At 34.2% G+C, this 25,707-nt stretch carries 25 protein-coding genes and 2 tRNA genes; 16 read left to right on the top strand and 11 right to left on the bottom strand.

All coding sequences use genetic code 11. The features are described from left to right. Positions 1-104 precede the first annotated feature (104 nt). From L0669_RS01450 to L0669_RS01440, 3 genes are read right to left on the bottom strand one after another with little or no spacing between them, the layout of a single operon-like run. On the bottom strand, positions 105-455 hold the full coding sequence (locus tag L0669_RS01450; protein WP_173972539.1) for a carboxymuconolactone decarboxylase family protein: 351 nt from the start codon (positions 453-455) through the stop codon (positions 105-107). Beyond that, complete coding sequence (gene tatC, locus L0669_RS01445) at positions 448-1,263, bottom strand: twin-arginine translocase subunit TatC (RefSeq protein ID WP_173972538.1); 816 nt, start codon at positions 1,261-1,263, stop codon at positions 448-450. Before tatC ends, L0669_RS01450 begins: the two co-directional genes overlap by 8 nt. Then, positions 1,263-2,228: a KpsF/GutQ family sugar-phosphate isomerase gene (locus L0669_RS01440; RefSeq protein ID WP_173972537.1), complete on the bottom strand. Its 966-nt coding sequence runs from the start codon at positions 2,226-2,228 to the stop codon at positions 1,263-1,265. The genes tatC and L0669_RS01440 overlap by 1 nt, the downstream gene beginning before the upstream one ends. 86 nt (positions 2,229-2,314) lie before the next feature. On the opposite strand from L0669_RS01440, the gene recQ reads away from it, so the two are divergent. Further along, entirely contained in the window at positions 2,315-4,510 is a 2,196-nt protein-coding gene (gene recQ, locus L0669_RS01435; RefSeq protein WP_173972536.1) for a DNA helicase RecQ, read from the top strand. A 123-nt stretch (positions 4,511-4,633) separates the two neighbouring features. Here the strand turns inward: recQ and L0669_RS01430 are convergent, their stop codons facing one another. Beyond that, positions 4,634-4,873 (bottom strand): hypothetical protein, encoded by a 240-nt coding sequence (locus tag L0669_RS01430; RefSeq protein WP_263760769.1) that lies wholly within the window; start codon positions 4,871-4,873, stop codon positions 4,634-4,636. Positions 4,874-5,159: 286 nt separating this feature from the next. On the opposite strand from L0669_RS01430, the gene L0669_RS01425 reads away from it, so the two are divergent. Continuing rightward, entirely contained in the window at positions 5,160-6,719 is a 1,560-nt protein-coding gene (locus L0669_RS01425; protein ID WP_263760767.1) for an NAD(P)/FAD-dependent oxidoreductase, read from the top strand. Positions 6,720-6,728: 9 nt separating this feature from the next. Beyond that, a complete protein-coding gene (locus tag L0669_RS01420) occupies positions 6,729-7,820 on the top strand; it encodes a DUF6630 family protein (protein ID WP_263760765.1) in 1,092 nt (363 codons plus the stop codon). Positions 7,821-8,207: 387 nt separating this feature from the next. Here the strand turns inward: L0669_RS01420 and L0669_RS01415 are convergent, their stop codons facing one another. From L0669_RS01415 to msrB, 3 genes are all read right to left on the bottom strand, one after another. Then, a complete protein-coding gene (locus tag L0669_RS01415; protein WP_263760763.1) occupies positions 8,208-9,167 on the bottom strand; it encodes a quinone oxidoreductase family protein in 960 nt (319 codons plus the stop codon). Positions 9,168-9,366: 199 nt separating this feature from the next. Next, positions 9,367-9,984, bottom strand: coding sequence for a peptide-methionine (S)-S-oxide reductase MsrA (msrA, locus tag L0669_RS01410; RefSeq protein WP_263760761.1), 618 nt, complete (start codon positions 9,982-9,984; stop codon positions 9,367-9,369). A gap of 7 nt (positions 9,985-9,991) precedes the next feature. Further along, positions 9,992-10,546, bottom strand: a complete 555-nt coding sequence (gene msrB / locus L0669_RS01405) for a peptide-methionine (R)-S-oxide reductase MsrB (protein ID WP_173972531.1) — start codon at positions 10,544-10,546, stop codon at positions 9,992-9,994. Positions 10,547-10,841: 295 nt separating this feature from the next. Here msrB and idi point away from each other — a divergent pair, with 295 nt between their 5' ends. From idi to L0669_RS01365, 8 genes are all read left to right on the top strand, one after another. Next, a complete protein-coding gene (gene idi / locus L0669_RS01400; protein WP_263760759.1) occupies positions 10,842-11,369 on the top strand; it encodes an isopentenyl-diphosphate Delta-isomerase in 528 nt (175 codons plus the stop codon). Positions 11,370-11,391: 22 nt separating this feature from the next. Then, entirely contained in the window at positions 11,392-11,802 is a 411-nt protein-coding gene (locus L0669_RS01395; protein ID WP_173972529.1) for a 6-carboxytetrahydropterin synthase, read from the top strand. Between the two features lie 3 nt (positions 11,803-11,805). Beyond that, positions 11,806-12,264: a peroxiredoxin gene (locus L0669_RS01390; RefSeq protein ID WP_173972528.1), complete on the top strand. Its 459-nt coding sequence runs from the start codon at positions 11,806-11,808 to the stop codon at positions 12,262-12,264. Between the two features lie 54 nt (positions 12,265-12,318). Then, positions 12,319-13,287 (top strand): type I phosphomannose isomerase catalytic subunit, encoded by a 969-nt coding sequence (locus L0669_RS01385; RefSeq protein WP_263760756.1) that lies wholly within the window; start codon positions 12,319-12,321, stop codon positions 13,285-13,287. Positions 13,288-13,343: 56 nt separating this feature from the next. After that, on the top strand, positions 13,344-13,610 hold the full coding sequence (locus L0669_RS01380) for a hypothetical protein (protein WP_173972526.1): 267 nt from the start codon (positions 13,344-13,346) through the stop codon (positions 13,608-13,610). A gap of 78 nt (positions 13,611-13,688) precedes the next feature. Beyond that, positions 13,689-13,762, top strand: a tRNA-Thr gene (locus L0669_RS01375). 103 nt (positions 13,763-13,865) lie between these two features. Next, positions 13,866-13,939: transfer RNA gene (locus L0669_RS01370), tRNA-Thr, on the top strand. 219 nt (positions 13,940-14,158) lie between these two features. Beyond that, the gene (locus tag L0669_RS01365) at positions 14,159-14,617 is read left to right on the top strand and encodes a DUF5362 family protein (RefSeq protein WP_173972525.1); all 459 of its coding nucleotides are present in this window, start codon (positions 14,159-14,161) and stop codon (positions 14,615-14,617) included. Positions 14,618-14,764: 147 nt separating this feature from the next. On the opposite strand, the gene L0669_RS01360 is transcribed toward L0669_RS01365, so the two are convergent. The 3 genes from L0669_RS01360 to htpG all read right to left on the bottom strand — a co-directional run bounded on the left by L0669_RS01360 (position 14,765) and on the right by htpG (position 18,449). Further along, positions 14,765-15,481 (bottom strand): DUF4369 domain-containing protein, encoded by a 717-nt coding sequence (locus L0669_RS01360; RefSeq protein ID WP_173972524.1) that lies wholly within the window; start codon positions 15,479-15,481, stop codon positions 14,765-14,767. Positions 15,482-15,613: 132 nt separating this feature from the next. Further along, complete coding sequence (locus L0669_RS01355; protein WP_263760754.1) at positions 15,614-16,444, bottom strand: hypothetical protein; 831 nt, start codon at positions 16,442-16,444, stop codon at positions 15,614-15,616. A gap of 121 nt (positions 16,445-16,565) precedes the next feature. Beyond that, the gene (gene htpG / locus L0669_RS01350) at positions 16,566-18,449 is read right to left on the bottom strand and encodes a molecular chaperone HtpG (protein WP_263760752.1); all 1,884 of its coding nucleotides are present in this window, start codon (positions 18,447-18,449) and stop codon (positions 16,566-16,568) included. A 203-nt stretch (positions 18,450-18,652) separates the two neighbouring features. Here htpG and L0669_RS01345 point away from each other — a divergent pair, with 203 nt between their 5' ends. The 3 genes from L0669_RS01345 (at position 18,653) to L0669_RS01335 (ending at position 20,926) form a co-directional block, all read left to right on the top strand. After that, positions 18,653-19,156, top strand: coding sequence for a lipocalin family protein (locus L0669_RS01345; RefSeq protein WP_173972521.1), 504 nt, complete (start codon positions 18,653-18,655; stop codon positions 19,154-19,156). Positions 19,157-19,174: 18 nt separating this feature from the next. Then, positions 19,175-19,870, top strand: a complete 696-nt coding sequence (locus tag L0669_RS01340) for a YiaD family glycine zipper/OmpA-like lipoprotein (RefSeq protein ID WP_173972520.1) — start codon at positions 19,175-19,177, stop codon at positions 19,868-19,870. 105 nt (positions 19,871-19,975) lie between these two features. Beyond that, positions 19,976-20,926, top strand: a complete 951-nt coding sequence (locus tag L0669_RS01335; RefSeq protein WP_263760750.1) for an ABC transporter ATP-binding protein — start codon at positions 19,976-19,978, stop codon at positions 20,924-20,926. Between the two features lie 142 nt (positions 20,927-21,068). On the opposite strand, the gene L0669_RS01330 is transcribed toward L0669_RS01335, so the two are convergent. Then, entirely contained in the window at positions 21,069-23,480 is a 2,412-nt protein-coding gene (locus tag L0669_RS01330) for a S9 family peptidase (protein WP_263760749.1), read from the bottom strand. 264 nt (positions 23,481-23,744) lie between these two features. On the opposite strand from L0669_RS01330, the gene L0669_RS01325 reads away from it, so the two are divergent. Together L0669_RS01325 and L0669_RS01320 are read left to right on the top strand one after the other, a co-directional pair. Further along, entirely contained in the window at positions 23,745-24,752 is a 1,008-nt protein-coding gene (locus L0669_RS01325) for a 3-oxoacyl-ACP synthase III family protein (RefSeq protein ID WP_055093260.1), read from the top strand. 239 nt (positions 24,753-24,991) lie between these two features. After that, entirely contained in the window at positions 24,992-25,663 is a 672-nt protein-coding gene (locus L0669_RS01320) for a copper homeostasis protein CutC (protein ID WP_263760747.1), read from the top strand. Positions 25,664-25,707: the final 44 nt, after the last annotated feature.

The raw sequence follows: 25,707 nt of genomic DNA, 5'->3' as shown, positions 1-25,707 counted from the left end.
ATTAACAAATTATTGCGTTTTCAAAATTATCTAATTGGGTATTTTCAAATTTGATAATTAAAGAATTCCAAGAAATTATCTAATTATCAAATTTTCTCATTGTTCTAATTCCCTTGCTCTTCCAAAGCTTCCCAAAATTCGTAGGCTCTTCGTAAATGAGGTACTACAATAGTTCCTCCAACCAAAGTTGCGATTCCCATTGCTTCCATCATTTCTTCTTTTGTTACCCCTTCTTTATGGCTGGTTTCTAAGTGATATTTTACACAATCATCACAGCGTAAAACCGCCGATGCTACTAATCCTAAAAGCTCTTTTGTTTTTACATCAAGAGCTCCGGCTGCATATGCATTCGTATCAAGATTAAAAATTCTCTTTACAATTTTGTTATTATCAGCTAGTAACTTTTCGTTCATTTTAGAACGATAGTCATTAAATTCCTGTACGATATCAGACATTTTCTTTTAATTTATTTTTATAAACAATCCTCGAAATCAGGATACTCACTTCGTAAATAATCAACATTGGTATTGCTACAATAGTTTGACTTACTACATCTGGAGGAGTTACAATTGCAGCTACAATTAAGATAATTACAACAGCATATTTCCAATATTTTCTTAAGAAATCAGGAGTTACTAATCCTAATTTGGTTAAGAAATAAATAATGATTGGCAATTCAAAAAACAAACCACTCGCAAGAATACTCGTTTTTACCATTCCCATATACGATTCTAGTGTAAATTGATTTTTTACAACATCACTTACAGAGAAAGTAGCCACGAAATTGACAGACATTGGTATTACAACAAAGTAACCGAACAATACTCCTAAAAAGAAAAGTAATGAAGAAGTGAAGATAAATACTTTGGCATTTTTTCTTTCTTTTTCATATAATGCAGGGCTGATAAATTTCCAAAGTTCCCATAAAATAAAAGGAAAACTTAGTATGAAACCGGCTAAAAGACACATCCATACAAAAATGTTTACCTGTCCTTCCATTTCGGTATTCTGAATAATAAAATTCAACTCGGTAATACAAATGCTGTCAGCGAAACCTAGTGAATGAGATAAATCGCAAAACCAAACATAAGTAAAAAAAGTAGGTCTTATGGGGCCTAAAATAATCTGATCAAATAAATAATCACTTATAAAATAAGTAAAAAAAGCCATGATGCATATTGCAATTGTGCTTCTAACTAATAACCATCTAAGTTCTTCAAGATGGTCTAAAAATGACATCTCGCCAAGGTTCTTTTTTGCCATTATACGATTCCTTCTTTTAAAATGTCATGTAAATGTAATACTCCTTTGTACTCTCCGTTATCTGAAACGATAAGCTGTGTTATAGAAAAATCTTCTAATATGTTTAAAGCATCAACTGCCATAGTTTCTGATGATACTGATTTAGGATTTTTTGACATAATATCTTTTGCAGTTAAGTCAGCAATAGTATCTACGTCGTTTAGCATTCTTCGGATGTCTCCGTCAGTAATAATTCCGATAATTTTATCATTTTCGATAACAGCCGTTACGCCTAATCTTTTTTCTGAAATTTCAAAAATTACCTTTTTAACTGAAGTATCCGGAGTAACAGCCGGTTTTAATGAATGCTCGATCATATCTTTTACACGAAGCAGTAATTTTTTTCCTAAAGCTCCGCCTGGATGATAAACTGCAAAATCTTCGGGTTTAAAATCGCGCATTTCCATCAAACAAACCGCAAGAGCATCGCCCATAACAAGTTGTGCTGTTGTGCTGTTTGTTGGTGCCAGATTTATAGGGCAGGCTTCCATCTCCACTGTGGTGTTCAAAACATAGTCAGAACCTTTTGCTAAAAATGAAGTAACGTTTCCTGTTATTGCAATCAATGTGTTTCCAAAGCGTTTTAATAGCGGAACCAAAACTTTAATTTCAGGACTGTTTCCACTTTTAGAAATACAAATAATGATATCTTCGTTTTGTATCATTCCCAAATCTCCGTGAATTGCTTCTGAAGCATGCAGGAACATAGATGGTGTGCCAGTTGAGTTAAAAGTGGCTACCATTTTTTGAGCTATGATAGCGCTTTTTCCGATGCCTGTAACGATTAATCTGCCTTTGGTTTCGTAAATACGTTGGACAGCTTCGTAGAAATTTTCGTCTAAAAAATCAATTAGCTTTGTAATTGCTTCACTTTCAGAGAGTATTGTTTTTTTGGCAATCGCCAATATATTTTCCTTTGTAATCAAAACAGGATATTTTAAATTTGTATGTATAAAAGAAAGTTGTATCTTTATGTGTTGCAAATTTATACAAAATACCATTAATATAAATAATGAATTCAAACGAAATTGAAATACACAAGGAATTAAAGAAGTATTTCGGCTTTAGCCAATTTAAGGGTTTGCAGGAGCAAGTCATTACGAGTATCTTAAACAAAAAGAATACCTTCGTAATCATGCCTACTGGCGGTGGAAAGTCTCTTTGTTATCAATTACCCGCTTTAATTCAGGACGGAACAGCAATTGTTGTTTCTCCTTTAATTGCTTTGATGAAAAATCAGGTTGATGCCATCAGAAGCCTTTCCTCAGAAAACGGAATTGCGCATGTCTTAAATTCCTCTCTTACCAAAACAGAAATCGCACAAGTAAAAAAAGACATTACTTCTGGCTTGACCAAACTTTTATATGTGGCACCGGAATCTTTGACAAAAGAAGAATATGTAGCTTTTTTACAAAGTGTTCCTATTTCATTTGTTGCTATTGATGAAGCACATTGTATCTCAGAATGGGGTCATGATTTTAGGCCTGAATATCGAAATCTGAAAAACATTATTAAACAATTAGGGCAAGTGCCAATCATTGGATTAACGGCAACTGCAACCCCAAAAGTTCAGGAAGACATTCTTAAAAACCTGGACATGTCTGATGCAAATACTTTTAAAGCATCTTTCAACAGACCAAACTTATATTACGAAGTTCGGACAAAAACTAAAAATATTGAATCGGATATTATTCGATTTATCAAACAACATAAAGGCAAATCAGGAATTATTTACTGCTTAAGCCGTAAAAAAGTAGAATCGATTGCCGAAGTTTTACAAGTAAACGGAATCAGCGCGGTGCCTTATCACGCAGGTTTAGATGCTAAAACACGAGCCAAACATCAGGATATGTTCCTGATGGAGGATGTAGATGTGGTTGTAGCAACAATTGCCTTCGGAATGGGAATTGATAAACCAGACGTTCGTTTTGTAATTCATCATGATATTCCAAAATCACTAGAAAGTTACTATCAGGAAACGGGTCGTGCCGGTCGTGATGGAGGTGAAGGACATTGTCTGGCTTATTACTCTTATAAAGATGTAGAAAAGCTGGAGAAATTTATGTCCGGTAAACCAGTAGCAGAACAAGAAATTGGTTTTGCTTTATTGCAGGAAGTTGTGGCTTACGCTGAGACCTCGATGTCACGTAGAAAATTCTTGTTGCACTATTTTGGTGAAGAATTTGACAGCGAAACCGGAGAAGGTGCAGACATGGATGACAATGTTCGTAATCCTAAAACTAAAGTTGAGGCGAAAGATCAGGCCGTTAAATTGCTTGAAATTGTTCGCGATACCAAACATATATATAAGTCAAAAGAAATTGTCTTTACTTTAATAGGTAGAGTAAATGCTGTAATTAAAGCGCATAAAACAGATACGCAATCCTTTTTTGGTTCAGGATCAGATCATGACGAGAAATATTGGATGGCATTATTGCGACAAGTTTTAGTTGCTGGTTATTTATCGAAAGATATTGAAACTTATGGTGTGGTAAAAATCACTAAAGAAGGTTTGAATTTTATTAAAAAGCCAGTTTCATTTATGATGTCTGAAGATCATGAGTATAATGAATCTGAAGATGAAGCAATCGTAACCGCAGCAAAATCATCAGGAACTGCTGATGAAGTTCTGATGGGAATGTTGCGAGAACTACGTAAAAAAGTAGCCAAAAAACTAGGAGTTCCTCCGTTTGTTGTTTTTCAGGATCCTTCTCTTGAAGATATGGCTTTAAAATATCCAATCACTTTAACCGAATTGTATAATATACATGGTGTTGGTGAAGGAAAAGCTAAAAAATACGGTAATGATTTTGTGACCTTAATTAGTCGTTATGTAGAAGATAATGATATTATTCGTCCAGACGATTTGGTTGTGAAATCTACCGGAGTAAATTCGGCAAACAAATTATATATTATTCAAAATATAGATCGAAAGTTGCCGTTAAGTGATATCGCTTCTGCAAAAGGACTTTCGATGGATGCTCTGATCAAAGAAATGGAACAGATTGTTTATTCAGGAACTAAATTGAATATTAAGTATTGGGTAGATGATATGCTTGATGAAGATCAGCAAGAAGAAATTCATGATTATTTCATGGAATCAGAATCAGATAAAATCGAAGACGCTCTTAAAGAATTCGATGGCGATTATGATATTGATGAATTGCGCTTAATGCGAATAAAATTTATTAGCGAAGTAGCGAATTAAAAAAGTTTACAGTCACAGTTTACAGTTACAGTCAGAACTGTAAACTGTGACCGAAAACTGAGACTGTGGCTTAAATTTATTCTCAGTACATAACTGTAAACTGCCACTGAGACTGAGACTTTCTCACCCTTCATATACTTCCCCGCGATGAGGCTTCAAAGCATCACGTACGGCAATCATATTTTCATCTGTTACTACCATAAAAGCGGTAGCGTGCATATCGTTTATGATTTTAAATCCTGTAATATTCAAAGGCAATTTTTCTATTGCGATATATTCTTTTAAATGAATTTCATGATGTTCGGCTGTTTTTGCCGAAGCCGGACCACGAAAATCCCAAATCAATTTTATTTTTCTAGACATTTTTTTTTAAGGTGCAAAGGTTCAGAGTGGCAAAGGTACAAAGTCTATTTTGAAAAAAGGTACTGAGGTTCTGAGATACTATCCCGATAGCTATCGGGACTAAGTTTTTTTTCTTTAGAAACGCAGAGTTGCTAAGAAAATAAAAAACTTTGCATCTTCGCGACTTTGCGAGATTAAAAAATAAAACTTAGTGCACTTCGCGGTTAATTATATAAAGTCAGTTCAAAATAGTATTTTTGCATGTTCTTTTCATAAATAGAAAAGCTAATTGAATAAATAAAATAAAATGCCAAGAGAACTTTTACTTCAGGTAACTCCAGAAATAGCTGCAAACGAATTGTTGCTAAAAGACTATTTGTCTAAACAAATAAAGGTTTCTCCTAAGGAAATTCAACATGTTTCTATTTTAAAGCGATCTATTGATGCGCGACAAAAAGCGATAAAAATCAACCTGAAAGTGATCATTTATTTACAAGGAGAATCTTTTCAGGAAACTAAAATCGAGCTACCTATATATAAGGACGTTTCTTCGGCTCAGGAAGTAATTGTGGTTGGAGCAGGTCCGGCTGGACTTTTTGCTGCTTTGCAATTAATAGAATTAGGCTTAAAGCCAATTGTAATCGAACGCGGAAAAGATGTTCGTGGCCGCCGTCGTGACTTAAAAGCAATAAACGTAGATCATATCGTAAACGAAGATTCGAATTATTGTTTTGGCGAAGGAGGAGCAGGAACTTATTCTGACGGAAAATTATATACGCGTTCTAAAAAACGTGGTGATGTGACTAGAATATTAGAACTTTTAGTTGCTTTTGGAGCTTCAGAAGATATTTTGGTTGAAGCACATCCGCATATTGGGACAAATAAATTACCTAAAATTATTGAAGATATCCGAAACAAAATTATCGAGTTTGGTGGTCAGGTTTTGTTTGATACCCGTGTAACTGATATTTTGGTGAAGAATAATGAGGTTGAAGGAATTGTAACTCAAAAAGGAGATAAGATTCTGGCTAATAAATTAATCTTGGCAACCGGACACTCAGCGCGTGATATTTTTGAATTATTAGATAAAAAGAAAATATTTATCGAAGCAAAACCTTTTGCTTTGGGAGTTCGTGCAGAACATTCGCAGGAATTAATAGATAGTATTCAATATAGCTGCGATTATCGTGGTGAGCATTTGCCACCGGCGCCATATTCTATTGTAAAACAAGTTAACGGTCGCGGAATGTACTCGTTTTGTATGTGTCCGGGAGGTGTTATTGCGCCTTGTGCTACAAGTCCGGGTGAAGTGGTTACAAATGGTTGGTCGCCGTCTAAACGTGATCAGGTTACGGCAAATTCCGGAATTGTGATCGAATTAAAATCAGAAGATTTTAAACCTTTTGCAAAATTTGGTGCTTTGGCCGGAATGGAATTTCAAAAAAGTATCGAACAAAAAGCGTGGCATTTGGCCGGAGAAACCCAAAAAGTTCCTGCACAGCGAATGGTCGATTTTACCCAAAATAAAGTTTCTGCTGATATTCCTAAAACTTCTTACGTTCCCGGAACAACTTCGGTAGAAATGGGACAGGTTTTCCCTGGATTTTTATCACAAATTTTACGCAAAGGTTTCAAGGAATTCGGAAAATCAATGCGCGGTTATTTGACCAATGAAGCTATTTTGCATGCGCCCGAAAGCAGAACTTCGTCTCCGGTTCGTATCCCGAGAGATCCAATAACGTATGAGCATTTGCAAATAAAAGGTTTGTATCCTTGTGGAGAAGGAGCAGGTTATGCCGGCGGAATTATATCTGCTGCGATTGATGGCGAAAAATGTGCTTTGATGATTGCCGAAACTTTAAAATAATATAGTATTATGAAGAACTTCTTTTCTAATTTCTTTGGTAGAAATAATGATCCAAAATCGATTGTTTCTTTTGATGTTATGGATCTTATTTATTCAGAATTATATAATGGAAATAATAATTTTGAATTTAAAATGAAAGGAGTTCATGATACGATTTCTGTAAGTTTATATTCGTTTCCAAGTTCTTTCGATCATGAAGAAGGTAGGGCTGAAATTAAGAAAAGCGGATTTAAAAACGCTTACGAAGTTTTGAACGAAATATATAAAAAGATTAATATTGGTCCCGTTTCTGAAGAACAAATGCTTCAGGAATTAGAATACGATTATATTCATATTCAGTTTTATAGCGAGCCATCGCCCGAAGCTAAAAAGTATCTGAAACATGTTTTGCATAATTTCATGATCTTTTTTTGTTGTACCAATAGCTTAGAAACGAATGATTTTAGAATGATCTATAATAATAGTTATTTTCTGGATTATACAAAGGGAATATTAGAAGCTGAGTCTATTGATATAAATGATCCTAAAAATGAAACTCAGAAAATAGGATTTAAAGAATTTGAAAAGATTTTACAAGGTATTTGTCAGTATCTTAATATTACATTACCTGAAAGTGTTCAGCTTCTTTCGCAGGAAAATTTATTGCCAGAAAAAGTTGAGATTACCCAGGAAACTTTTGAAGAATTTATAAAATTAGTTTCGAGAGGAAGTATCGATGAGAAATTAGTTCAGAAGCAGTCAAAAAAGCTATTAAAGAATTTTAAAAAAGGTCATACAGAATATCATGAAATAGTGCAAGGTCATTGGGCTTTTTTTGAAATTATCGATGCCTGGAACAGCGACTGGAAATTTGATCCTGAAGATGCAGAAGCCTTTATCTCAGAAATGATAGGCGAAGATCTTAATTTCGATTATCCGGAAGAAACCTATAGTCATGATTTGTTTCCTTATATACAATCGGCTTTAGAAAAAAGAGGTTTTGAATTAATGAGTTACGATACGCACGGAGATAATTACTTGTTTTTTGTAGCAAATAAAAGTGATGTTGCGAGAATTTTAGAATTGTCTGAATTGACGAAAATTGAGGTAGATAGTTTATAAATTAAATTATCAGTTTTATCTGTTATCCTGATTTCTGTGATAAATGTATTTTTTTTAGGAGCTAATCCCGCACCCGAGCCTGAAAGTGCGAATTGGCGAAGCAATCCGTTCCAATCTTTTGTGGCTCCCGATAGCTATCGGGACGCCACAAAAGGATTTCCACTTCTATCGGGGCTAGGAGCACCATTTTCATAATATTATTTTGTTTAGTTTGTCATCCCGAGGAAGGAGGGATCACACTAGAAATTCCGCAAAGTATATCGAAAATCCTTATTGAGTTCCGAGTGTGATCCCTCCTTCCTCGGGATGACAAGATTGTGCTGAAGCGTAAGTCTGAGTCTGAGTCTGAGACTGAGACTGAAAACTGCATACACACGCCCTAATCATTTACGGAATCAAAATAATCTTTCCGGTACTTTTTCGGCTTTCGAGATAATCATGTGCTTGTTTTCCTTCGGATAATTTGAAAGAAGTTGGTTCTGAAAGCTTTATTTTTCCTTCGATGATCCAGTTGAATAATTGACCAGATCTTTTGATTCTTTCTTCTTTTGAGTTTAAATAGCTCCATAAATCTCCTCCGGTTAAAGTTTTTGAAGTATCCATGAGCATTCTCGGATTTACGGGTTCAGGATCTCCACCCGCCATACCGAAGAAAACGACTTGTCCGCATTCTTTGGTAACTTCAAAACTATCGGTTAAAGTGCTTCCGATACTGTCATAAACGACATCAACGCCATTTGGAATTACTTTAAAAATAGCTGATTTCCAATCTTCATTATACAGAAAAACATGATCGGCACCTTGTTCGAGCGCCACTTTTGCTTTGTCTGGAGATGAGGTTAAGCCAATAACATTGGCGCCTAAAGATTTACTAATTTGAGTAAGAAATTGACCAACTCCGCCAGCAACGGCGTGAATTAATACGGTTTCGCCTTTGGTAGTTTTATGACTGTCGGTTGCGAGATATTGTGCGGTTAAACCTTGTAGTAAAATAGCGGCTGCGGTTTCGAAAGAAATGGCTTCGGGCAGTGGCAAAACGTGATTGGTATTTACAGCAACCAGTTCTGCATTCGCAAAAGGAACATCGGCGAAAGCCACGCGATCTCCAATTTTATATTCGGGATGATTGTTGTTATCTACGACAATTCCAGAACCTTCGTAACCGGCAATAAAAGGCGGATTTCCTTTTAGGTGATAATTTCCTTTTCGTCTGTAAACATCGGCAAAATTTAATCCAATGGCTTTCATTTCGACTAAAATCTCATCGGTTTTTAATTCAGGATTCGGAATTTCGATATATTCTAAAACATCAGAATTTCCAAAAGAAGAGAAGGTAAGTGCTTTCATTTTTTAGGTATTTTTAGAATACAAAGTAAAGTAAAAATCATTCTTATTGCCACAGATTAAATGGATTAAAATGATTTTTAACACTTGGCTCAGCTTAATTATAATCTGAGAAAATCTTCTAATCTGTGGCAAAAAAAAACAAAAAAAAACCGCCCATTTTCATGAGCGGCAACTATTATTAACCAATATAAATGAGAAATTATTTCTTTTTTAATTTGTCTTTAAAGACTTTTTCGAATTTTTCGATTTTAGGCTGAATTACCATTTTGCAATACGGCTGATTTTTGTTGTTTGCATAATAATTTTGATGATAATCTTCGGCTTTATAGAATGCTTTAAACGGTTCGACTTTCGTTACAATCGGACTGTTGTATACTTTTGCTTTGTTTAACTCGGCAATAATACTTTCGGCGGCATTTTTTTGTTCGACGTTTTTATAAAAAATTACAGATCGATATTGAGTTCCAACATCGGCACCCTGACGGTTTAATGTTGTTGGATCGTGAACGGTAAAGAAAACCTGAAAAATTTCATTAATATCTGTTTTTGTTTTGTCGTACGTTATTTGCACTACTTCGGCATGACCTGTTGTTCCTGTGCAAACTTCTTCATAAGTAGGGTTGGCTACTTTTCCTCCTGAGAAACCCGAAACTACAGATTTTACTCCGTCTAAATTTTCGTAAACAGCTTCAACGCACCAGTAACAACCTCCGCCTAGTGTAATAGTTTCAAGGTTCGAAGCGTTTTTTGTTTTAGTATTTTGTGCAAATCCATTCAGGGATAATGCGAAAATGGCAATTAAAAATATATTTTTCATCGTTGTTTTATTTAGAATCAGGAACAAAGTCAAGTGCGATCGAGTTCATACAGTAACGTTTTCCGGTTGGTGCAGGTCCGTCATCGAATAGATGGCCTAAATGTCCGCCGCAGCGACCGCAAAGCGCTTCTATCCTTTCCATTCCTAAAGAATTATCATTTTTATACACTACGCTTTTTTTGTTGTCTTGTTCAAAAAAGCTGGGCCATCCGCAGCTACTGGCAAATTTTGCTCCGGAACGAAAAAGTAAATTTCCGCATGAAGCACAATAGTAAGTTCCTTTTTCGTCAGTATTCCAGTATTTTCCGGTAAAAGGTCTTTCAGTATCTGCTTCGCGCATTACAGCGTAAACATCATCTGGTAATACTTTTTTCCACTCCGCATTTGTTACATTAAGTTTTGTGGTGTCTGTATTCGAGTAATAAGGATTTCCGGGTTTGCTGATCTTGTTTTCCATAACGACTGTTTTGGTATTTGTTTTTTTTGCGCTTTGTCCGCAGGCCTGTAAAATAAAAAGCGGAATTAAAAAGCAAAGGCTGAAGATTTGGGTTTTTGTTTTCATTGTTTTTGAGTCCTTTAATTCTGTGATTTCAAAGATACGACGAGATTTCGCCTTGAAATGTCGTGTACTTTACAATTGAGATTTTTTTAAGTATGTTTTAACTTTTATTATGTACGTAAAACATTCCGTTTTAGTTTTTAGGGCTTATTTTTAAAGGATTTTTTAAATTAAATGGTTTGTATTCTGTTCTGAATCAGCTTTTTGTATAATGCATCGCTCGTTAAACTTTTCACAATCTCTCGTAGGATTTTCAAGCCATTTCTTTTTTCGTATTTTTGTTTGATCAATAAGCCCTATGATAGAAGAAAACGTAATATTAGTAAACGAAAACGATGAGCAAATTGGCCTAATGCCAAAATTAGAAGCACATGAAAAAGCGGTCTTACACCGTGCTTTTTCGGTTTTTATTTTAAATGATAAAAACGAAATTATGTTGCAGCAACGTGCTCATCACAAATATCACTCACCTTTACTCTGGACCAATACATGTTGTAGCCATCAGCGTGAAGGAGAAACGAATGTCGAAGCCGGAAGTCGAAGGTTGTTTGAAGAAATGGGTTTTAAAGCCGAATTGAAAGAACTTTTTCATTTTATTTATAAAGCACCTTTCGATAACGGTTTAACAGAACACGAACTGGATCATGTTATGATTGGATATTATAATGATGCTCCGGCGATAAATCCTGAAGAAGTCGAAGACTGGAAATGGATGAAGATCGAAGACGTAAAAGCGGATATTGAGAAACAACCTGAAATTTATACCGTTTGGTTTAAAATAATTTTTGATGAATTTGATCATTATTTAGAAGATCACAAGCTTTAACCCAGACTAACCAACCGCCACAATGAGAGTAACCATATCAAGAAAAGCACATTTTAATGCTGCACATCGATTGCACAGAAAAGATTGGACATCTGAAAAAAACAATGCCGTTTTTGGAAAATGCAATAATCCCAATTTTCATGGTCATAATTATGGTTTAACAGTAAGTGTTACAGGAAAAGTTGACCCCGAAACTGGTTTTGTTTTAGATGTGAAAGTATTAGCGGATATTATACTGGAAGAAGTAGAAATTCCGTTTGATCACAAAAACCTGAACCTGGATGTTCCGGAATTTCAGGATTTGAATCCAACTGCAGAAAACATTGCCGTTGTGATATGGAATAAAATTAGAAAAAGAATTCAGCCTGATTTTGATTTAGAAATCGTGCTGAATGAAACGGACCGTAATTTTGTAACTTATAAAGGAGAATAAAAAATGTCATTAAAAATAGGAGATATAGTTCCGAATTTTACTGCAAAGGATAGTCATGGAGAAGTTTTTGAAAGCCAAAGTGTTTTGGGACGAAAACCTCTAGTGATTTATTTTTACCCAAAAGATAATACGCCCGGATGTACAACTGAAGCCTGTAGTTTTAGAGATCAATACGAAGATTTTAAAGACTTAGGAGCTGAAGTTATTGGTATAAGCAGCGATAGTGTAAAGTCGCACCATAAATTTGCCAACAAACATCAGTTGCCTTTTATATTGTTATCAGATCAGGATAAAAAATTGCGACACCTTTTTGGTGTTCGCGATAGTTTATTTGGTCTTTTGCCAGGAAGAGTAACCTATGTTATTGATAGAAATGGTGTGGTTATTTTAATTTTTGATAGTATGAATGCCGGAAAACATATTCCGAAAGCACTTGAAACAGTCAAAGAATTAGTATTATAGAAATAAAAAAGAATATCAATTTGATATTGATTTAATAAAGATTAACCTAAAAAAATGAACCTAAAATCATACCCTTTACAATTTGAGCCCATTTTAAAAGACAGAATCTGGGGAGGAGAAAAATTAAAAACGATTCTGAACAAACCAATTGTTTCTAAAATTACCGGTGAAAGCTGGGAATTGTCAACTGTAGAAGGTGATGTTAGTGTGGTTTCTAATGGAGTTTTGAAAGGAAAATCCCTTATGGAACTTATCGACGAAATGCCAAATGAAATTCTGGGAACGAAAGTGTATGAGCGTTTTGGAAAACAATTTCCGTTGCTTTTTAAATATTTAGATGCTCGCGAAGATCTTTCGATACAAGTTCATCCAAATGATAAATTAGCAAAAGAACGTCATAACTCTTTTGGTAAAACCGAAATGTGGTATGTAACACAAGCAGATGCTGATGCGAGAATCATTGTTGGTTTTAAAGAGGATTCAAGTAAAGAAGAATACCTGAAACATTTAAATGATAAAACATTAGTTTCGATTTTAGATGATGTAAAAGCAAAAGCCGGAGATGTTTTCTTTTTAGAAACCGGAACCGTTCATGCTATTGGAGCAGGTTTAGTAGTGGCTGAGATTCAGCAAACATCTGATATTACCTATCGTTTATACGACTTTGATCGTAAAGACGCTCAGGGAAATACAAGAGAGCTTCATGTAGATTTGGCACTTGATGCTATAAATTATAATAAGGTAGATACACAAAAGAAATATGAGACAAAAGCGAATACATCTAATGTAGTAGTAGATTGTCCTTATTTTACCACGAATTTTATTCCGTTAGAAAATAAAGTCGAAGTTTCTAAATCAGGTGAAACTTTTACGGTTTATATGTGTATCGAAGGAAGTTTTGAAATCGAATATAATGGATTCAAACAATCGTATATAAAAGGTGATACAGTTTTGGTTCCGGCTGAGATAAATGCATTTATTTTGAGCGGAAAAGCTTCAATTTTAGAAATTTACATTTCATAGCACTTAATCTAAAGATAATGTGTACTTTTGCAGTCGCAAATTAAAATTAAAATAAAATGGCAAACGTTAAAAATTTAAAGAAAGACATCAACTTCGTATTAGGAGATATTATTGAGGCAATTTACTTATTTGAAATGTCTACTACAGGAAATCCTACTCCAGAAACGAATGCTTTGATCGATCAGGCTATCCTTGCTTTTGATACTTTGATCACAAAAGTGAATGCTAAGAACGTTGAAAACAAAAAAGCGCACTTTAAACAAATCAATGTTGAATTGGAAGAAACTGCTAATCAATTGATTGCTAAAATCAACGAATTGTAAGCAAAAAAAAGTATAAAAAAGTGCAAATTTATTTTGGTAAAACGAAAAACCGCTTTATATTTGCACCCGTAATGAGTCGCCAGCGTAGCTCAGTTGGCTAGAGCAGCTGATTTGTAATCAGCAGGTCGTGGGTTCGAGTCCCTCCGCCGGCTCAATAAAACCATCACTTTTAGTGGTGGTTTTTTAATAAAATAAGCAGTAAATTTATTTTGGAAAAGTCAAAAATCCATTTTATATTTGCACCCATAATGAGTCGCCAGCGTAGCTCAGTTGGCTAGAGCAGCTGATTTGTAATCAGCAGGTCGTGGGTTCGAGTCCCTCCGCCGGCTCAACGGAAAACCATCACTTTTTAGTGGTGGTTTTTTTTTTGCTCTAAAGTGAAATAACTGCCAATTTTTTAACTCTCAAATTCCAATTGCACAGAGATTCGCTATTGTTTGGAATTTGGAATTTTCAAATATTGGATTTTAAATTTTTGGAATTTACTTTTATAAAAATTGTAACAATATTTTTCTTATGTTTGTTTCTTAACCAAAAATATAATCCAAATGGAAGAAAATTCAGTTTTTGAAAAATTTGAGTTGCAGCTCGACCAATCTGCAAAAGACTTTTTAAAGGAAACCGCAAAATGGGCTTACTTTTTATCGATAGTAGGATTTGTTGGTATTGGGCTTATCATGTTAATTGCAGTTTTTGCAGGAACCTTTTTCGCGGCAATGGGGACTATGATCCCGGGAGCGAATGCTATGGGCGGTTCTTTTGGAGTAGTAATAGGAATAGTATATTTTATTATTGGCGCTATTTATTTCTTCCCGGTTTATTACCTATTTAAATTTGCTTCTAATGCTAAAAAAGCTTTTAGAGATAATAATACTGAAGCGTTGACCAGTTCTTTTGGGTATTTAAAATCTCATTACAAATTTCTTGGAATTTTTACACTTGCTATTTTAGTGTTGTACGGATTAATATTCATCCTTTCAATGTTCGGAGCTTTGTTGGGAAGATAAGATTAAAAAATAATTTTCAAATTTTTAAAATTCCAAATTCCAAACAATATTATTTACTTAATTGGAGTTTAAAAATTTGGAATTTGCTATAAAACAAAAAAAGTCCTGAGATGATTCTCAGGACTTTTTTATTTGTGTAATGTAATATTACTTCTGTTGCTCTTTTTTAATGTCAGCAACATATTTAGTTAGTTTCTTTCCGTAAAGTGATTGTGCTACTTTTGGAGTCATCGATTTTTGAATTGTATCAAGGAATTTGATATTGATGTCGTAAATCTCAGATAAAGCAATATAAGGGGCTATTTCGTGATCTTTATTGTTTAGAGCAAAGTTTGTAGCGTACAAGTATTTTCTTTTGATATTAGATTCTTGTTTGATGTCGATACTGTCAATTGCCTTTTGATCTTGTCTTTTTATAGCTTTAAATCTTGATTCAACCATAGAAAGGTTTTCATCAGTAAAACGAGAGTTTATTTTTTTGTACTCATCATAAAGCTCTTGGTTTTTAGATCCCGTAATTTTTGCATTAAAAATAAAGTTGTCTAAGTTGGTATCGATATTGATGTTGCCTGGTTCAGCAAAAAATAAAATATTATTGTCTAATGAATTTGTCACTCCACGATCCAGGTATAAATAAAGAACCTCAGGAGATTCTAGTTTTATGTCTCTTTCAAAAGAAGAATCGCCATCTATTTTAATACTGTCTATGGCTACAAGAGAGGTGTCAACGATTCTTTGAATGTATAAAGTTCCGTTTTTTAATCCTTTTATATTTCCCGTAAGGTGCAAATTGTCAGTAGATTCTTTTTTGCTACAAGAGGCTAGTACTGCGAGTGTAACAAAAGCAATAATTGATTTTTTCATTGGTTTTTTAGATTTTGCTGCAAAATAAAGAAAATAGTTTGAATGTAATGATGTAGTGTTTAAATTTTGCAAAAAAATAAATCCCAATCTATTTCTAAATTGGGATTCTTGAATTTTATTAAAATTACCGGGTTACATTGTCAGGTTAAATGAAGTCCCGTTTTCGTTTGTGTAAGTGTATTTGCTATCACATTCATTGTTGCCGTAATCTATAATTCCATTTAATATTCCACCCTGAACTTTCAGACTTCCTTTAGAAATAAATTCGCAGGAGTATTTTTTTATTAGTGTTTCCTGAACGGTAAGGATTAGTTTTTCTCCGTTTGGAGCTGTTACAGTATGAGTTCCCTCAGGCATTTCGTAAATATTATCCGTTAAAACAAATGGAGTATCTACGCCTGCAGTTTGTTTTACGGTAACCGTTCCTGTATTAAGAAAAACTCTTCCTGCTAAATCAGTAAATTTTCCATTTGTTACTGTTCTGGTAAACTGCGGTACAGTTGCAACCGTTGTGCTGTTAATATATTCAATTGTTCCTTCAAGTTTTATTCCGTTAATAGAATAATCGATTCTTTCAATAGTCATTTTGCTTCCTGTTGTAGTAATTGGTCCTGAAAGCGTAATTTTTAGTTTTCCTTTTTTTATAATTTGATTATCTGTGCAACCTGAAGTTCCGTAATCTACTGTAAATACTTTTGGGTAAGAGTCGGCATTTTGTTGTGTTACGGTAACAGTTGCGCAAAGTCCGGGTGCGTTTTCGGCTACTTTGCCTGTAGGAGAAGTTTTTGTGGAAACCAATAATCCGGTTTTGATATCCATTTCGGTAGTAGCGTCAATTGCAATTGAAGCCCCAATTGTTGAGACATCAGGCTGATTTGTTTTGTTTTCGTCATTGCTGGAACAAGAAGTGTAAATAAGTCCTGTTGTGCAAATAGCCAGTAATAAAATAGCGGTTTTTTTCATAGTGGTTTTGTTTGTTGTTAGATTGATAAGGCATTCAAATGTAATAAAAAAAGTTACGGCAATAAAAAAATCCTGTAAGCTTGGCCTACAGGATTTTAAAACGTTTATTTCGTGAGAAATATTATTTAATCATTTCAAAACTTCTTTTTACAAAAGCAGTTAAAGCTTCTCCTTTTAATAAGTTTTGCGATAATTTAGCTAAGTCTAAAGCTTGTTTTACCAAGTGTTCCTGATGTGTTTTGTCTTCAGTATTCAAAATGCTTGAAGCTAGATCAGAGTTGGTGTTTACAACCAGATTGTACATTTCCGGCATATTACCCATTCCGAACATTCCGCCACCACCAGACTGACTCATTTCTTTCATTCTACGCATAAATTCAGGTTGCGTGATGATAAAAGGAGCAGCTTGGCTATCCATAGCTTCTAGTTGTACACTATACGCTTTAGGAATATACGCTTCTAATGAAGTTTTTAATGTTTCTTTTTCTTCATCAGATAATTTAGAAATCGTGTTTTCGTCTTTTTTGATCAGGTTATCAATATGATCAGAGTCTACACGAACAAAAGTTAGATCTTTATTGTCTCCTTCGATTTTTTGAATCAGGTGAGAGATAATCGGAGAATCTAAAAGCAATACTTCGTATCCTTTTTCTTTTGCTGTTTCGATATAAGAGTGTTGTGCTTCTTTGTTTCCAGCGTAAAGAACTACCAATTTTCCGTCTTTATCGGTTTGGTTTTCTTTTAGTTTCTCTTTTAATTCTTCAAGAGTAAAGTAAGTGTCGTCTACGGTTGGGTATAAAACAAATGCACCTGCTTTTTCGTAGAATTTATCTTCAGAAAGCATTCCGTACTCTAAAACGATTTTGATGTCGTTCCATTTAGCTTCAAAATCAGCACGGTTTTCGTTGAATAAAGCTTTAAGTTTATCGGCTACTTTACGAGTAATGTAGTTCGAGATTTTCTTAACCGCACCATCAGCTTGTAATCCTGAACGAGAAACGTTTAATGGGATATCCGGTGAATCGATAACACCTTTAAGCATTGTTAAAAATTCAGGTACAATTCCTTCTACGTTATCTGTTACGTAAACCTGGTTTTGGTACAGTTGAATTTTATCTTTCTGAATTTGCATATCTGAACCTAATTTTGGGAAATACAAAATTCCTGTCAGGTTAAACGGATAATCTACATTTAAGTGAATGTGAAACAACGGATCTTCAAATTGCATTGGATACAATTCTCTGTAGAAGTTTTTGTAATCTTCATCAGATAATTCAGTTGGCTGTTTTGTCCATGCCGGATTAGGGTTATTGATGATATTGTCAACTTCCAGTGTTTCGTTTACGTAATCCTCAGGAGCATCTTCCGGTTTTGGAAGTGTTTCTGTTCTTGTTCCGAATTTAATCGGAATAGGCATAAACTTATTGTATTTGTTTAATAATCCGCTGATTTTAGAATCTTCTAAAAATTCAAGAGAATCTTCAGCAATGTGCAGGATGATTTCTGTACCACGTGAAGTTTTGTCAGCCGGCTCTAAAGTAAATTCAGGGCTTCCGTCACAAGTCCAGTGTGCAGCTGGTTCGTCTTTGTATGATTTAGTAATGATTTCTACTTTTTCTGCAACCATAAATGCAGAGTAGAACCCAAGACCAAAATGACCAATAATTCCAGAATCTTTAGCAGAATCTTTGTATTTGTCAAGGAACTCTTCAGCTCCTGAAAAAGCAACCTGGTTAATGTATTTTTCAACTTCGTCAGCTGTCATACCTAAACCTTGGTCGATAATGTGAATTTTTTTACCTTCTTTATCGATTTTTACTTCGATAAAAGGATTTCCGTATTCAACTTTTGCTTCTCCAATACTAATTAAATGTTTTAGTTTTAAAGTTGCATCGGTTCCGTTCGAAATAAGCTCACGCAAGAAAATTTCGTGATCGCTATACAAGAACTTTTTGATTAAGGGAAAGATGTTTTCTACAGAAACATTAATTTTACCTGTTGTCATATTTTTTTAATTTTTTAGTTTAATGTGATGATTCTCATTTCTTCAAATAGAATACCAATTGCTTTTTAGGTGACAAAATGGCGTAAGTGTTAATTTTGAAAGAAAATAATTAGATTCTAAAACAAAAGATATTCTTATGAATTGTATCTTTGTGGTATAATAATTGTTAAATAAGTAAGTATTAACTTAAATAAATGTACAAAATGAAGAAAATTATTTTCATTTGCATGATCGCCACGATGTTATTCGCGTGTAAATCAGCTTCGTCTACAACTGCTTCAACTGAAGCCACTACGCTATCGACTAAACTTGACAGACCATCTCAAGTAGCTATTAAAGGAAATTGGGTTCTAACCAATGTATCTTATCCTGGTTCTGAGTACATTAAAGTAAATTCGTTTGATCTTGCTGATTCTAAATGTTTTATTGGAAGTACATGGAGTTTTATTTCAAATAACAATAAAGGTACTATGGCATTAACTGCGCCAAGCTGTACTGGTTTTACTTCACCAATTGTTTGGAGTATTAACAACCAGGGAATGTTTGTGCTTAAAATTCTTGATGCTGGTATCAAAGCAAAAAAAGTAAGAGACGGATATTTACTAAAGGTTGCAGGTTTAACTGATAACTCATTCCAATTAGTGGATAATATCAATGTTGGAGGACAAGTAAAAGATGTTGTTTACCAATTTCAAAGAGCTAATTAAAATTAAAAAATATATAATATGAAAAAGATAACAGTTTTAGGTTTGAGCACTTTGCTTGTATTAGTAAGTTTCTTTACAAGTTGCGATTCAGTAAAAAACGCAAATAACACACAAAAAGGAGCCGGAATTGGAGTAGTAGCCGGTGGTCTTATTGGTGGTATTTTAGGAAATAATTTAGGTCGTGGCGGAAACGCTGCTTTAGGAGCTGCAATTGGAGCTGCTGTAGGTGGTGGAACTGGTGCTCTTATTGGAAACAAAATGGACAAACAGGCTCGTGAAATCGATCAGGCTTTGCCAGGTGCTTCTGTAGAAAGAGTAGGTGAGGGGATTCATTTAACGTTAAATGAAAATTCTGTTCGTTTTGATACTAACAAATCAACTTTGACTCCTCAGGCTAAAGCAAATTTAGATAAATTAGTTCCTGTGTTTAATGAGTACGGAGATACTGATATTCAAATTTTTGGTTATACTGATAATACAGGAAAACCAGAATACAATTTGACTCTTTCAGGACAAAGAGCTGCTTCTGTGCAAGCTTATTTAGTTTCTAAAGGATTAAAATCAAGCCGTTTTAAAACTTCAGGTTTAGGAATTGCTGATCCTATTGCAACAAATGATTCTCCTGAAGGAAGAGCTCAAAACCGTCGTGTAGAGTTTTCTATTACTGCAAACGACAAAATGGTAAATGATGCAAAATCTGAAGCTGGAAAATAAGTTTCGAACGCAATAAAATTTCTTAAAAGCTGTTTCATAATTGAAGCAGCTTTTTTTTGACTTTAGAAATTAAACATTGTAAATTTGTGCTTTCAAATATAACCCATGCTCGACATTCAAAATATCTCTTTTTCGTATACCGAAAATCCTGTTATAAAAAACGTTTCCTTTACTATAAATAAAGGAGAAAATATCGCTATTATTGGTGAAAGTGGCTGCGGAAAAAGTACACTTCTTAAATTAATGTATGGATTATATGATTTAAATGAAGGCAAGATTTTTTATAATGAAAAGCCTATTTTAGGTCCTAAATACAATTTGATTCCTGGAATGCCTTATATGAAATATCTGGCTCAGGATTTTGATTTGTCTCCTTTTGAAACTGTAGCTGAAAATGTTGGTAAGTTTCTTTCGAATGGTTTTGCGAACATGAAGAAACTTCGTGTTCAGGAATTATTAGAAATGGTAGAAATGGAGCAATTTTCGAATGTGAAAGCGAAATTTTTAAGTGGAGGACAGCAACAAAGAGTGGCGCTGGTAAGAGTTTTGGCCTTAGAGCCGGAAGTAATCTTGCTAGACGAACCTTTTAGCCAAATAGATGCTTTTCGTAAAAATGCTTTACGCCGAAATTTATTTAAATATTTAAAGCAAAAAGGCATTACTTGCATTATTGCAACACATGATAGTACTGACGCTTTATCATTTGCAGATGAGGCAATCGTAATGCGAAACGGAGAAGTTATAGTAAAGGATAATCCTGTAAAAATATATGAAGATCCGGAAACTAAATATGTGGCTTCACTTTTTGGAGAAGTAAATGAAGTTCCTACTCATTTATTGATTTCTTACGAAGATCAGATGCATAAAACTTTGGTGTATCCGCATCAATTTAAAATGGTTTCAGAGTCGAATTTACCTGTAAAAATCAGAAAAACTTATTTTAGAGGAAATCATTTTCTGATAGAAACCGTTTATAAAAGACAATTAATATTTTTTGAAAGCGAAATAGATTTGCCTCTTGAACAGGAAATATTTTTAGGCTTAAATTATCTTTAATTAGATAATTTGTCCATTAGAAAATTAGATAATTTTTTTTAATGGTATAAAAACAAGAAACCCGATAGTCTAACAACTATCGGGTTTCTTGTTTTATTAAACCCGACAGGTTTTTAAAACCTGTCGGGTTTACTTGTGTAAATTAGTTTTTTAAATATTTTTCTAAGAATTGATCTTGCTCCCAAAGCAGGTGCAAAATGTTTTCTTTGGCAACATAACTGTGCGCTTCTTTAGGTAAAATTACCATTCTTGTAGTGGCTCCTAAACCTTTTAAAGCTTGATAATAACGTTCTGTTTGCAAAGTAAAAGTTCCAGGATTATTATCTGCTTCACCATGCACTAATAAAAGCGGTGTTTTCATTTTGTCTGCATTCATAAATGGAGACATTGCTGTGTAAACATCCGGAGCTTCCCAATAATTACGTTGTTCGCTCTGGAAACCAAATGGAGTTAATGTTCTGTTGTAAGCACCACTTCTGGCAATTCCGCATGCAAAAAGATTAGAATGTGTCAATAAATTTGCCGTCATAAAAGCTCCATAAGAATGTCCTCCAACAGCTACTTTTTTACGGTTAATATATCCTAAAGCATCAACAGCATCGATTGCAGCCTCGGCATTGTCTACTAATTGAGGAATAAAGTTGTCGTTAGGCTCTGTAGTTCCTTCTCCGATAATAGGGAAAGCAGCATCGTCAAGTACCACATATCCTTTGGTTACCCAATAAACAAATGATCCGTAGTAAGGAAACGTGAATTCGTTTGAATTTTGAGTCGATTGTCCCGCACTATTTTTGTCTTTGTATTCCGCTGGATAAGCCCAGATTAATAAAGGTAATTTCTCTTTTTTTACTTTATCGTACCCTGCAGGTAAGTATAAAGTTCCTGAAAGTTCAACACCATCTTTACGTTTGTATTTAATAACTTCTTTGCTCACGTTTTTAATACTTTCAAACGGATTTTGAAAAGTAGTAATTGGTGTCAGGCTATTTTGCTTCTTGATATTTCTAAAATAGTAATTAGGATATTCACTTTTAGACTGAATCTGAACTAAAACTTTACCTGATTTAAAATCTTCAATTTCTAATAAATCTTCTTTTTTGTCTTTATAAGAAGAAGTGTAAATACGTTTTGCCTGTAATGTTTTTAAATTGAATTCATCAATAAAAGGAAATTGACCTTCTTTTGTATATCCTTCACCAATACGGTAAGCGTTATCTTTTTCGATTGCTAAAACATATTTGTTGTACTCATTTTTTCTGGTTTCAAAAGTTCCCGGATCTGAGTAAACATCTTGTTGGTTTCTATCTGTAATTACTTTTGGTTGCTGAGCAGGATTTGACGGGTTGATCAAATACGTTTTTGTATTTCTGGTATCGTACCATTCGTCAGTAAGGAATGCAGTATTGTCATTACCCCAAACAATGTCGTTGTAACGTTGAGGTACTTTTACTAATGTAGTAGCATTGTTTGTAAAAGGTGCATCCCAAAGAAAAACTTCGTCTCTAAAATCAACTTTGTTGGCAGGATCTCCTTCGTCTAAAGCAACAACATAAGATAATGTTGCTGGTTTGTCATTTCTCCAGGTCATTTCTCTTTTTCCTTTTCTAACTGCCATAAAACCTTTTGGTATTATTTCGTTTAAAGGAACTTCATTAACCGTTTTGATTTCTTTTCCTCTTGCATCATAAACAATTGTTTTAGACGGAAATCTGTTTAAAGGAACAACATATGAAAATGGTTTCTGGATGGTTGTAATCATAATAAAATTACCATCTGGCGAAATTCTTTCTCCGGCATACATTGCTGCTTCTTTAAATAAAGTAGCTTTTCCGTCAAGGTTAACTTTGTACAATTCTGAAGTGATGATGTTCTCAAAATTAATTTCGTCATTTTGGTTTTTCAACATATCAGGATAAGTTCTGTTTTGAGATTTAGCTCCGGCAGTACTCGAAATGATTGGACCTGTTGGTAAATCTTTTTTAGAATCTAATAACGGCTTTCTGTTTTTAGGCAGCATTTTTACCAAAATGGTCTCATTATCTAAAAACCAGCTAAACGGATTTCCAAGATTTGCATTTACATTGGCATCAGTAAGTTTTGTAGCTTTTGCTGTTGCCACATCGATAACCCAAAGTTCTACACCTGAATTTGTAGTATGGGAAAACAAAATTTTCTTGTCATTTGGAGACCATGAAATATTGCTTATTTTAGGATTATCAGGCAAACCTGTAACTTGCGTTTCGTTCTTTCCGCTAATCTTTCTTAATTTAAGATTAATGGTATACGTTACGCTGCTTGAGATATTGGTTACAGGATTAATTCTCAATCCGCCCAAACGAAGTTCATCCTGATTTAAATCGTCAAGTGTTTTGTATGTATTTCTATAAAGTAGTAACATATTCTCCTTTTTGGTATCCATAGATACTGTTGGAGCTCTTTGATAATCGGCTAAATCTAAGATAGATTTAGACGGTTTTTGATAGGTTAGGTTTTCCTGAGCAAAGGCAAAAAAGCCCATGTTTAGAAATAAGAGGAGAGTAACCTTTAATTTCATAATTTGAATTTTAGGAGTTTAAAAAAATGCTTTCTATAATGTTTGACTAAAGTACTTTAAACTTGTTACATTTTATGCGTTATTTTTCATACTTTTCAATGTTTTGGTATGAAAACTGGTTTTTCGTGATGTAAATTGCTTCAATTGAGTTTATAATTGAAGTATATTAAATTGCTAATTACGAAAAAAACACTAATTTGTACGCTAATGATTTAAAGTATACTTAAATTTGCAATCGAATTTTTTAACAAATAATAAAAGAATATGTATCATTCAAAAATAGCGGGCTTAGGATATTATGTTCCTTCAAATGTTGTGACCAACGATGATTTGTCTAAGATTATTGATACCAATGATGAATGGATTCAGGAGCGCACGGGAATTCAGGAGCGCAGACATATTATTCGTGGAGAAGATACCACAACTACAATGGGAGTAAAAGCAGCTAAAATTGCTATAGAACGTTCTGGCGTAGCCAAAGAAGATATTGATTTTGTAGTTTTTGCTACATTAAGTCCGGATTACTATTTTCCAGGACCTGGAGTTTTAGTACAACGTGATTTAGGATTAAGAACAGTTGGGGCTTTAGATGTTAGAAATCAATGTTCTGGTTTTGTGTATGCTATTTCGGTTGCGGATCAATATATTAAAACCGGAATGTATAAAAATATTTTGGTAATTGGTTCTGAGGTACATTCTACAGGATTAGATATGACGACTCGTGGTCGTGGAGTTTCGGTAATTTTTGGAGATGGAGCAGGAGCAGCGGTTTTAAGCCGTGAAGAAGATTTAACAAAAGGAATTTTATCGACGCATTTACATTCAGAAGGACAACATGCAGAAGAATTAGCTTTGCAGGCACCGGGAATGGGAGCACGTTGGGTAACGGATATTTTAGCAGATAATGACCCGAACGACGAAAGTTATTATCCTTATATGAACGGGCAATTTGTATTTAAAAATGCAGTAGTTCGTTTTGCAGAAGTAATCAACGAAGGTTTAGAAGCAAACGGTTTACAGGTTTCAGATATTGATATGTTGATTCCGCATCAGGCTAATTTGAGAATTTCACAATTCATTCAAAATAAATTCAAATTGACGGATGATCAGGTGCATAATAATATCCAGAAATATGGTAATACAACTGCAGCGTCAATTCCGATTGCTTTGACAGAAGCTTGGGAACAAGGAAAAATCAAATCAGGAGATACAGTTGTTTTGGCTGCTTTTGGTAGTGGTTTTACCTGGGCAAGCGCAATTATTAAATGGTAATTAATTCATCTTGCATTATATTTTAAAACCTGCTCTTTTTTGGAGCAGGTTTTTTTATACTTTAGTGTTTGTCTTTTGTCAGTTCTTCTCTTGTAGTAATGACAGATTAAACGAAAACATTGTTATGAGAATGATTGTCCTAGCCCCGATAGAAGAGGAAATCCTTTTGTGGCGGTGTTCGCCACAAAAGATTGGAACGAATAGCGGGATTAGCTCCTGAAAAAAATACTTGAATCAAAATGAAAAAAAATCAACTAGAAATAGCATGTTTCAATTACGAATCGGCATTGATTGCGCAGGAAAGTGGTGCAGATAGAATCGAGTTGTGCGAAAATATGCAACTTGGCGGAACAACGCCTAATGCTGTTTTGGTAGTAAAAGTTCGTGAAAAATTATCGATTAAAATGCATGTTATTATCAGGCCACGCGGAGGAGATTTTGTTTATGCAGATGAAGAGTTTGTAGAAATGAAGCAAGATATTAAGCACTTAAAAAAATTGGGTGTTGATGGTTTTGTTTTTGGAATTTTAAATACTGACGGAAGTGTCAATAAAAAACAAAATAAGGAATTAGTTAATTTAGCGAGTCCGCTTTCTTGTACATTTCACCGTGCTTTTGATCATGTTAATGCAATAGAACAAAGTCTTAAAGATGTTATTGATTGTGGTTTTTCGACCATTTTAACTTCTGGCCGCGGAAAAAATGTGGAAGAGGGAATTGACTATCTGGAAATGATTCAGAAACTTGCCAAAGGCCGAATCGAAATTATGCCCGGCGGAGGTTTGCGATCTTCGAATATTAAATTATTACAGGAAAAATTAGAACCTACTTTTTATCATTCGTCGGCGATTACAGATGGTACTGAAACAGCAAATCCTGAGGAGATAAAAGAATTGCGAAATTTTTTATAGGTATGAAATAAAATAAGAAAAGCCTGGAGTTGGCAAACTCCAGG

It is taken from the genome of Flavobacterium bizetiae (genome assembly GCF_024271895.1).
Taxonomy (GTDB): Bacteria; Bacteroidota; Bacteroidia; order Flavobacteriales; family Flavobacteriaceae; genus Flavobacterium; species Flavobacterium bizetiae.
Note: the sequence above shows the minus strand (reverse complement) of the source record. Positions and strands in the feature narration are given on the sequence as shown.

What these genes read in the sequence shown, in the direction of transcription:
- L0669_RS01450 (WP_173972539.1), bottom strand. Translation starts at nt 455, where the DNA reads ATGTCTGATATCGTACAGGAATTTAATGACTATCGTTCTAAAATGAAC.
- tatC (WP_173972538.1), bottom strand. Translation starts at nt 1,263, where the DNA reads ATGGCAAAAAAGAACCTTGGCGAGATGTCATTTTTAGACCATCTTGAA.
- recQ (WP_173972536.1), top strand. Translation starts at nt 2,315, where the DNA reads ATGAATTCAAACGAAATTGAAATACACAAGGAATTAAAGAAGTATTTC.
- L0669_RS01430 (WP_263760769.1), bottom strand. Translation starts at nt 4,873, where the DNA reads ATGTCTAGAAAAATAAAATTGATTTGGGATTTTCGTGGTCCGGCTTCG.
- L0669_RS01425 (WP_263760767.1), top strand. Translation starts at nt 5,160, where the DNA reads ATGCCAAGAGAACTTTTACTTCAGGTAACTCCAGAAATAGCTGCAAAC.
- L0669_RS01420 (WP_263760765.1), top strand. Translation starts at nt 6,729, where the DNA reads ATGAAGAACTTCTTTTCTAATTTCTTTGGTAGAAATAATGATCCAAAA.
- L0669_RS01415 (WP_263760763.1), bottom strand. Translation starts at nt 9,167, where the DNA reads ATGAAAGCACTTACCTTCTCTTCTTTTGGAAATTCTGATGTTTTAGAA.
- msrA (WP_263760761.1), bottom strand. Translation starts at nt 9,984, where the DNA reads ATGAAAAATATATTTTTAATTGCCATTTTCGCATTATCCCTGAATGGA.
- msrB (WP_173972531.1), bottom strand. Translation starts at nt 10,546, where the DNA reads ATGAAAACAAAAACCCAAATCTTCAGCCTTTGCTTTTTAATTCCGCTT.
- idi (WP_263760759.1), top strand. Translation starts at nt 10,842, where the DNA reads ATGATAGAAGAAAACGTAATATTAGTAAACGAAAACGATGAGCAAATT.
- L0669_RS01395 (WP_173972529.1), top strand. Translation starts at nt 11,392, where the DNA reads ATGAGAGTAACCATATCAAGAAAAGCACATTTTAATGCTGCACATCGA.
- L0669_RS01390 (WP_173972528.1), top strand. Translation starts at nt 11,806, where the DNA reads ATGTCATTAAAAATAGGAGATATAGTTCCGAATTTTACTGCAAAGGAT.
- L0669_RS01385 (WP_263760756.1), top strand. Translation starts at nt 12,319, where the DNA reads ATGAACCTAAAATCATACCCTTTACAATTTGAGCCCATTTTAAAAGAC.
- L0669_RS01380 (WP_173972526.1), top strand. Translation starts at nt 13,344, where the DNA reads ATGGCAAACGTTAAAAATTTAAAGAAAGACATCAACTTCGTATTAGGA.
- L0669_RS01365 (WP_173972525.1), top strand. Translation starts at nt 14,159, where the DNA reads ATGGAAGAAAATTCAGTTTTTGAAAAATTTGAGTTGCAGCTCGACCAA.
- L0669_RS01360 (WP_173972524.1), bottom strand. Translation starts at nt 15,481, where the DNA reads ATGAAAAAATCAATTATTGCTTTTGTTACACTCGCAGTACTAGCCTCT.
- L0669_RS01355 (WP_263760754.1), bottom strand. Translation starts at nt 16,444, where the DNA reads ATGAAAAAAACCGCTATTTTATTACTGGCTATTTGCACAACAGGACTT.
- htpG (WP_263760752.1), bottom strand. Translation starts at nt 18,449, where the DNA reads ATGACAACAGGTAAAATTAATGTTTCTGTAGAAAACATCTTTCCCTTA.
- L0669_RS01345 (WP_173972521.1), top strand. Translation starts at nt 18,653, where the DNA reads ATGAAGAAAATTATTTTCATTTGCATGATCGCCACGATGTTATTCGCG.
- L0669_RS01340 (WP_173972520.1), top strand. Translation starts at nt 19,175, where the DNA reads ATGAAAAAGATAACAGTTTTAGGTTTGAGCACTTTGCTTGTATTAGTA.
- L0669_RS01335 (WP_263760750.1), top strand. Translation starts at nt 19,976, where the DNA reads ATGCTCGACATTCAAAATATCTCTTTTTCGTATACCGAAAATCCTGTT.
- L0669_RS01330 (WP_263760749.1), bottom strand. Translation starts at nt 23,480, where the DNA reads ATGAAATTAAAGGTTACTCTCCTCTTATTTCTAAACATGGGCTTTTTT.
- L0669_RS01325 (WP_055093260.1), top strand. Translation starts at nt 23,745, where the DNA reads ATGTATCATTCAAAAATAGCGGGCTTAGGATATTATGTTCCTTCAAAT.
- L0669_RS01320 (WP_263760747.1), top strand. Translation starts at nt 24,992, where the DNA reads ATGAAAAAAAATCAACTAGAAATAGCATGTTTCAATTACGAATCGGCA.